The sequence below is a fragment of the Paenibacillus radicis (ex Xue et al. 2023) genome (assembly GCF_024722015.1).
Classification (GTDB): domain Bacteria; phylum Bacillota; class Bacilli; order Paenibacillales; family NBRC-103111; genus Paenibacillus_S.
This window is the reverse complement of the sequence record NZ_JANQBD010000053.1, coordinates 19,845-27,075: the sequence shown is the minus strand read 5'-3', so window position 1 is coordinate 27,075 and position 7,231 is coordinate 19,845. Positions and strand designations below refer to the sequence as shown.

General features: G+C 44.0%; 6 protein-coding genes. 2 read left to right on the top strand and 4 right to left on the bottom strand.

Annotated features, from left to right (window positions below):
• Positions 1–853: 853 nt before the first annotated feature.
• Positions 854–1,663 carry a phytanoyl-CoA dioxygenase family protein gene (locus tag NV381_RS36930; RefSeq protein ID WP_258218256.1) on the bottom strand — a complete coding sequence of 270 codons (810 nt, stop codon included), beginning with the start codon at positions 1,661–1,663 and terminating at the stop codon, positions 854–856.
• Between the two features lie 157 nt (positions 1,664–1,820).
• Between NV381_RS36930 and NV381_RS36925 the strand changes: the two genes are divergently transcribed.
• Both NV381_RS36925 and rbsK read left to right on the top strand, forming a co-directional pair.
• Positions 1,821–2,669, top strand: coding sequence for a helix-turn-helix domain-containing protein (locus tag NV381_RS36925; protein ID WP_258218255.1), 849 nt, complete (start codon positions 1,821–1,823; stop codon positions 2,667–2,669).
• 176 nt (positions 2,670–2,845) lie between these two features.
• Positions 2,846–3,754: a ribokinase gene (gene rbsK, locus NV381_RS36920; protein ID WP_258218254.1), complete on the top strand. Its 909-nt coding sequence runs from the start codon at positions 2,846–2,848 to the stop codon at positions 3,752–3,754.
• 86 nt (positions 3,755–3,840) lie between these two features.
• Here rbsK and NV381_RS36915 read toward each other — a convergent pair whose 3' ends face one another.
• The 3 genes from NV381_RS36915 to NV381_RS36905 are packed head-to-tail and all read right to left on the bottom strand — an operon-like array spanning position 3,841 to position 7,145.
• Positions 3,841–5,154: a sugar phosphate nucleotidyltransferase gene (locus NV381_RS36915; protein WP_258218253.1), complete on the bottom strand. Its 1,314-nt coding sequence runs from the start codon at positions 5,152–5,154 to the stop codon at positions 3,841–3,843.
• A 36-nt stretch (positions 5,155–5,190) separates the two neighbouring features.
• A complete protein-coding gene (locus NV381_RS36910) occupies positions 5,191–6,321 on the bottom strand; it encodes a glycosyltransferase family 4 protein (protein ID WP_258218252.1) in 1,131 nt (376 codons plus the stop codon).
• The gene (locus NV381_RS36905) at positions 6,318–7,145 is read right to left on the bottom strand and encodes a DUF6492 family protein (protein ID WP_258218251.1); all 828 of its coding nucleotides are present in this window, start codon (positions 7,143–7,145) and stop codon (positions 6,318–6,320) included. Before NV381_RS36905 ends, NV381_RS36910 begins: the two co-directional genes overlap by 4 nt.
• Between the last annotated feature and the right edge of the window lie 86 nt (positions 7,146–7,231).

Below are 7,231 nucleotides of genomic sequence, written 5' to 3'. Positions count from 1 at the left end.
AAGTTCGAGATATGACGGTTAAGTCCACTGCTCTTCGTCAGTTGCTAACTAATTTTTAAAAATTTTTATGGTTAGGTGTGTTTGAGTTACTCAAAAGTCAGTTTAAAGCTTATTGACATAGTACGCTATATAGAAAATATAATGCCTTATGGCATCCTTGGTGTACGATCTACGTTTGTGCGCTTTGGAGGAATGGGTGTGGGATTACGGCCGCTGTTGAAGTCGTGTTCTTAGCGCAGAGATCACCTGCACATAACCCTAATCAACACGCCAGTATTGCATCCACGGAAGTGAAGGGAAATACGGAAGTAATTGTTCCTCTATTGCCTGAAAAGTCCAAAAATCAGAGTGATACAGGAACAGCTAGTTCCGTTATTGCTCTGTTTTGTGCATAAATGCTCCAATTCGGCCAACATAACGGAATTCCCGCTTCCGCTATCGCCCCAGATTGGCGGCGGCAGATGGAATAACGGAACTCTCAGTTCCGTACAAAATCCTCCAGGGCTCATCGCCGCTATCTCCATATAAAAATCCCCCATGATCATGGGGGATTAAAGATCTTAAGCGCTAATATAGCTCTAATCTAAGCAAGGCAGGCAGGTTACTCGCTCATTCTTCATTCCTTCGAAAAGCTCTCTGATCGAGACGAGAATCTTTCATTGAGGATACATTTAAATCTAAAAGGCAGCTTGTCTTGCGAGATAAATAGGCTACCCTCGGCAAACTTAATTAGAAAGGGCACCCCACTTTAGCGCTCTAAAGCGCCTAAACTTCCTTATATGCCAAAAAAGCCTGACTCAGACCCAGTCCAAGTTAAGCTTTTTCAGAAAAATATGCTGCGATAAGCTCCACTTCAATGCGGGTAAAGACTATCAAATTCAACACCGCAGGGACCGCCGTCCGGATTCGCCTCCGCATCAACCCTGGTGCCGTCTGCACGAAACAACGGGCTGTAGAAATTAGCTATCCGGGTTGTCGACTCGCCGGCGTAGTGACAAATAAATGCCCGACGAAAGCGATCCTTCGATTTGTTGCGGTAGGAGCCATGGATCAAATTGCCGTTAAAGAACAAAACGTCGCCCTTCTTCATAATAGCAGGAATGATTTGTTTGCCTTGCGGCACTTTTACCAAATGCTTGGTGAAGGATTCGTTGTCATCCGCCAGCTCTGGACAAACAATTTCGTGCTCACTTGTTCTGGGGACGACAAGCAGCCCGCCATTCTCTTCATCAGCCGGATCAACCGCCATCCAAGCCGCTATACAGTTCCCCGGTTCCACCTTCAAATAAAAGTTATCCTGATGCAGCGCCTGTCCGCGAGAACCAGGTGGTTTGTAATAAAACATCGTTTGAGCGCCCAGCGGGTTCTCCTCGAATAAATCATGAAGGACTTGGAGAACAGGCTCATGAAGCATATATTTAAGAGCTGTCTCGTTAAACCGATGTGGCTGCATGACCCGGGGATAACGCTTTAGCACATCCGTTGTATCCGGACTCCAATCCGGCTCAAAGTGGCCTGGAATCGTTTGCTCGCTTATTTGCTCAAAAGTTACCATGATCTCTTCCAGCTCTTCATCGGAAAATAATCCATTCACAATTAAATAACCTTCTGTTTCAAACTTCTCTTTCTGCTCTGTGGTTAGTACAGTTAATTCATATGACATCCGAACCTCACCTCATCCTAATAAAATGAATTTTCCTTCTCTTCGCACTTGTAGCCAAACATGCAGATACCTACAATCCTGCTTATTGCAAATCTGTCATATTGCATATTTTCTATTGCCATTATAAGCTTTATACAGTAGAGGAGGAATGTTCGGAATGGTCATAAATATGGATGATTCTGCTGCGAAAATAACTGAAAGCCCGGTTCCAGGCATATTGCTGGCCAGCACCTTCCGGTCCCCATACGGATATTATACTTACCGGCCCAACGGTACACGTGATTGGCTGATTACTTACACACTTTCGGGCAATGGTATTTATAGCATCAATAACCGTAAGCATAGCTGCTCTCCCGGGGACGTATTTATACTTTCTCCTGGAACTCCCCATGATTACCGGACAGCCGAGAACGAGATTTGGCATTTTATGTGGGCGCATTTTGTTCCGAATCCGACCTGGACAGACTTGCTCCACTTGCCTCGACTGGATGATGGTCTGCTCCATCTGCACATATCGCAAAATGACGTTCACCGGAGGGTGGTTGCCGCCTTCCAGCGGGTTATCCGCAACTGTATCGAGCCCGATAACATCCAGGAGCGATTGGCACAAAATGCAATGGAAGAGCTTTTGCTTCATCTCGCGAGGTACAATTCCCAGTTTCACCGCAGCACCCTGGACCCCCGAGTTTTGAACACCTTGGAGTATTTAAACAACAATATGCAGCAGACGCATACAGTTGAGAGACTGGCCTCAAGAGTACTGCTTTCCCCTTCAAGGTTTGCCCATTTATTCAAGTCAGCAACAGGTGATTCCATTATTGAAACCTTGCTCAAAATAAGGCTGCGGCATGCTTCACGCCTTCTGGCTCACACTACGCTATCTGTAGCTGAAGTTTCCGATAACGTTGGATTTCGAGATCCGCTTTATTTTTCCAAGCAATTCTCATCCTTCTTTGGCATAAGCCCGACAGCATACCGTAGAAAAAACTTCGATAATCCAAAATAAGGCTAACCCGTTTACAGCTCTCAGAAAAAGATAGCCTCTAAAGATCTGCAAATTTATACCAAACATGCCACAGTAATAAAATCGAGTTTATCGTAACCAAGAGTTATGATAAGATATACCAAGTTAAATGAGTTGAACCAAATTGACTAACCAAATTAGAGAAACGAGGGATTGCTATGAGTCATCCTCATATTGTCATTGTTGGCAGCTTGAACATGGATCTGGTCGTTACTACAGAGAGAATGCCCCGAGTCGGAGAGACTATCGAAGGACAACATATTCGTTATTTACCTGGAGGCAAAGGGGCCAATCAAGCCGTGGGCTGCGCCAAGCTGGAGGCTGTTGCAACTATGATCGGTTCCGTTGGAGACGATGTGTTCGGCAGCCAGATTATACAGCAATTAACGCAATATGGTGTAAAAACGGAACATATTTCTGTCATAGAGCAGGTACCTACAGGAACTGCCACTATCTTACATACAGCCGAGGATAACTGTATTGTAGTAGTCCCCGGAGCTAACGCGCACACGAATGAACAGCTTGTTGCTGAGCATGAATCCGTAATCCGAAATGCTGATATATTGCTTCTGCAGCTGGAAATACCGACAGCGGCTGTCAAGCTAGCTTTGGAAATTGCACACTCCAATGGAGTGCGAACCGTATTGAATCCCGCTCCTGCCAAAATCCTTCCCAATGAAATCCATGAACTAGTCGATATTTTGACGCCAAATGAAACCGAATTCGAGCTGCTCTCCGAAAGAACGTATGCCAATGAAGAAGAGCTTGCCGAAGGGATGCGGAACTGGGAGAAGCTGCACCGGCAAATCTTGATAGTCACAAGAGGGGAAAAGGGAGTATCCTATCTGGAAGACGATAAACTAATGACGATTCCTGCCATTCGGGTTCAGGTTGCAGACACCACTGGTGCAGGAGATGCCTTCAATGCAGCGTTATGCTGCGGACTCGCTTCTCAGCAATCCCTGGAATCCTCCATTCGTTCTGCAGTGAAAGCCGCTTCCTTATCCGTCACCAAGTTCGGAGCTCAGGACGGTATGCCCACACTACTGGAGGTAACGGGCGCTTAAGGAATAACCTTAGTTTACTGCCAATTTAAAGCTGCTTTATACATAATTATTGGAAAAAGAGGCTCCCACGCAAGTAGAAAAATCTACTAGTTGGCAGCCTCTTTGTGTGTACTAATCTGGACTTTAATAATTTCAAGAGCGGTTATAGCTCGCACACCATGGCTAGCTCCACATGGAATTTGCAGCACAGCTCCGGTTTGAATCGGATCTACCTTATCATCCAACATAAATTCACCCGAACCGGAAATAACCGTCCAGATTTCTTTTCGGCTCTTATGTTTATGACTGCCTATTGCTTTACCCGGGTACAGCTCCATTTTTTTCGTTACATATTCTATTTCCTTACCTGACTTCGAATAGTCTAATACCCGTATAGTGCCCCAGCTTTTTTCCTCATACATACTGCTGACCCAATCATTGCTGAGCCTTTGTTTAATTTGGCTCGATTTATTTTTGCTGGCCACAAGAATACCGTCCGGGCTTGCAGCTACGATTACATTCGGTACATCAATGATATGAATGGGAGTAGGCAGCTCATTAACCAGATGTGTATTTATTGAGTTATTACATAACTCGCCTATGCCTATAACTGTATTTTCCAGATGATTGGTTAATGTATCCCAGCTGCCTAGATCCTTCCAGGCTCCCTCATAGGGAATTACGACGGAATGTGCTGTTTTTTCTACGACTTCTTTATCAAAGCTTGCTTCAGGAAGATTTTCATAGCTTCCAAGCAATTGATCATAATCTATGGGCAGTCCTTTATTTTTCAAATAGGAAAGCATGAAATTTAAAGAAAACGCAAATACACCGCAATTCCACAGCGCTTGTTGATTGATTAGGCGAATCGCCATCGCTTCATCGGGCTTTTCTGCGAACTGAGCGATAGAGTTGTAAAAGGTGTCACTCTCTACATGAGGAACGATGTAGCCGAACTGGTCAGAGGGATGTCCGGGAACCGTTCCAATAAGGGCAAGATCAGCTTGGGAACTAGCTAGAGCATCATTTAATTTGTAGAGCAGCTGGAAGAAAGCCGTTTCCACAAACACATCTACAGGCAGGACACATATCGTTTCATTTGGGTCTGCATTCAGCTTGGAATGAAAATATTCAGCGGCTAAAGCAATGGCCGTAAATGTCCCTCGTTTATATGGCTCACATATAATCGGGATCATGTCACCAATATGGTTTTGCGTAATTTCAAATTGGCTTCTATGTGTAACAATAGACGTATGTGGCAGCAGACCCACCGAATCCAATTGTCTGCAAACTCTCTGTATCATCGATTCCTTTCCGCCGTCCTCTGAGCTTAACAGTTTAAGAAATGCTTTTGATCTTATCTCGTTAGACAGAGGCCAAAGTCTTTTTCCGGAACCGCCTGACAGGAGAACGATTCGCAAGATTTTCTCCTCCTTCCATGGATTTTCGAGCAACCTCTACAAGCCTTTTTTCGACTGAATGACCTTTTCTACAGCCTGCTTTAAGGCATAACCTGCCCGATCCCAAGTTAGCTTAAGCGCATCTTGTCTGCCTTGCCGTCCTTTCTGCTTGCATAGATGAGGGTTCTGATAAGCGGCTCTCATCTGTTTTTTTAAGCTGCTTAAATCCACTTCAGCCCACTGCTGCCCCTTCTCAGCAAACAATCCGCGAAATTGGCGAGATATGGAGTGCCTGCTGTTCATGCTGCTTGCAGGATTCCTCAGCTTATACGAGATCAGGAATGAATTTCTGTGAGTTAGAAAGTCTTTGTGTCCTCCCCAGCCGGTTGCAATAACCGGAACTCCGCTGGATAACGATTCAAGAAACGGCAATCCGACGCCTTCTCCCCGTGTAGGCAATACAAATGCATCACCTAGTGTATAGATGCCTCTGAGCTGCTTGGAGCTAACATGACGTCCGATGACCTTCACGGGTGCCGTAGCCTTACGTATACCAAGTCTGCTTTTATAATTTTTTATTCTATTCTTAATCCATGCTTCATTCTCATAGGCCGCATATCCGTTCGTTTTTATTACCAAAAGTACATTATCACTTGCGGAAAAAGCTTCCCAGTAAGCTCTTAATAAAGCTTCGGGGTTTTTGCGGTGCTGGAAGCCAAATACAGATACAAATATAAATTTTCCTTTTGCCTCAGGTATAGATAGCTTCTTATTGCTTGGATTATACGTTTGGGAATGAACTCCATGCGGTACTATAAATATGGGAACCCTCACGCCGCTATTTCTCATGGCATGCTTGTTTTGAATGGATGGGACGCACACGGCATCGAATTTATTTATATTCGCTAACCAACGCCTGGGAATCTTTGTCGTTTCCCAAACCGTATTCAAGATGATGCGATCGTAAGCTTTTCTTTCCTTGCTCATGTTAATCGTATTAGGCGAATGATGATAGATTAATATTTTACGCTTCCTGTTGCTTCCATCATGGAACAATCTATTACGGGCAGCCCCAACTGTAACATCGACCCCCAGCCGTTTTAGCGCATATACATACTCTCTGCTTGCTATGCCCAGACCGCTTGCTCTTTCTACAGGACCTTTCCATACTACCTTATAAGGGGTCAATGCCCTCCCGCCTTTGATTTGATTACATATCCTTTACGCTTGTGGAAAGAGATCGATCTATACTTTTGGGCTAATTGGTTTATCCTTGATTTGGAGATTTGTGTAACGTTCATATTTAAGCTTTTGTTCCTTGCTTTCTTTAAGAGAAGTGCTCCAGGGTTTTTGGAGTACACATAATTAGCATACGTTTCAAACTCCGAAAAGCCAAATTGCTTCGACTTGTTAATACTGTGTATGATCGCCGAATACCAGCTTCGATTAGGATGCTTCGATTCAATATCCCTCTTAAGCTTGGCAACCTTCGCTTTCTCAAACAACATATAATGGGTAACAAAAGATGTCGGTGATGGCGCCTTTCTTTTTAACAGCTTTTTATAGGTTGCAAAATATTCAGGCTGGCTCCAACTACGGCAATAAAATACCGTTTTCTTACCGGATTTAAATACATGCGGGCGAATTAACACCGTATCAGCGTCAATAACCAAATAGTAATTGGATTTACACAAGGAATCACCACCCAACTTCAATAACTGCTGAAACAGCCAGCCTGAGCGATCCCATCTTTTGGAGCGATAATGGATATTCGATTTTGTAATAGGGAGCACTGTATTTTCATCGATAAATTTACATCCTTTTTTTATGCATAAATTAATTATTCTTTTCTTTCTTGGAGCAACAATCATGAAGTCCCCGATCGGATGCTTAACATTTTTTCTTACAGCATCAATAACATAGGGAAGTGTTCCTAAATCCTTCTCTATCGCCGGGATCAGAATATCTATTGTGGTCTTGCTGCTTATTGATTTTGTTCCATTAGAGGACATAGCTTCATCTCCACTTAGCAAAGTTTGGTTTATGATATGCTGTTGTAGGCGAAAAGGAATGGGCTCTGGCTGTTCCATCGGATAAG

Coding starts and splice junctions, on each gene's coding strand:
- NV381_RS36930 (WP_258218256.1), bottom strand. CDS start 1,663: ATGTCATATGAATTAACTGTACTAACCACAGAGCAGAAAGAGAAGTTT.
- NV381_RS36925 (WP_258218255.1), top strand. CDS start 1,821: ATGGTCATAAATATGGATGATTCTGCTGCGAAAATAACTGAAAGCCCG.
- rbsK (WP_258218254.1), top strand. CDS start 2,846: ATGAGTCATCCTCATATTGTCATTGTTGGCAGCTTGAACATGGATCTG.
- NV381_RS36905 (WP_258218251.1), bottom strand. CDS start 7,145: ATGTCCTCTAATGGAACAAAATCAATAAGCAGCAAGACCACAATAGAT.